The organism is Mesorhizobium sp. M0437 (genome assembly GCF_040321335.1).
GTDB lineage: Bacteria > Pseudomonadota > Alphaproteobacteria > Rhizobiales > Rhizobiaceae > Mesorhizobium.
The window spans coordinates 1-810 of record NZ_JAMYRK010000241.1; the positions used below are offsets into that span (position 1 = coordinate 1).

General features: G+C 56.3%; 1 protein-coding gene. It reads right to left on the reverse strand.

Annotation, left to right across the window (positions count from 1 at the left end):
* The coding region (locus tag NKI72_RS35250; protein ID WP_352852293.1) for a PAS domain-containing protein at positions 1-518 on the reverse strand (518 nt) is incomplete at its 3' end.
* Positions 519-810 lie beyond the last annotated feature (292 nt).

An 810-nucleotide genomic window follows, 5' to 3' on the forward strand; every position in this document is an offset into this window, starting at 1 on the left:
TCCCAGCACTTCGTGCCGATTCGATCCGCTGGGTGTGAACCAAACGCATTCTCAGTCAACAGCGTGTAATTGTAGTCCGTACCAATTTCCCACAGCCAATCGGAGGCAGTTTCGGCGTAGTCTCGGAATCTCGCTGCGCTCTCCCGCAATTCCTCTTCGGCACGCTTTCGATTGTCGATGTCGGTGCTGAATCCCGACCACTTGATGACTTGGCCGGCTGAGTCAAGAGAGGGATGAGCGAGAAACAGGAACCAGCGATATTCCCCGTCCGCCCCACGCAGACGAACGTCCGCTTCAATGGGCGCGCTCGACACTGGAACGCTTCGCCCGCCGGCGAGAAGTCGGGGAAGGTCCTCCGGGTGGACGAGAGTCTGCCAACCTCGGCCATGAAACTCTGCTAAGGCCACACCGGTGTATTCGCGCCAGCGTTGATTCAGAAAGTCAAATTGTCCGTCGGGCGCGGCCGTCCATAGAAGTCCGGGTAACTCATCAACGGCACCGCCAAGCTCACCCTGCATTGCAGGTCCCTTCACGATCACGGCCGGCCGAAACGCGCCACCATACAAACGGTGATCGACATCGTTTTAATATATGTCCTCCACTTAATATATGTTCTCCACCGAAGCCAGTGCGAATGGGTTCAGGTTCGGGTGAGCTGGAGATCTCAAATTGTTTGGTGACCAGAGACTTCGCTAAATCACGACCTCAACTGCCTCATATGCTCTGGTGACGAACCAGGTCGGAAAGCGGCAATGTCAGCAGCCATTGCAAATTTGATCGCGTTCAGGAGCTCCTCGTGCCGGACCGGCT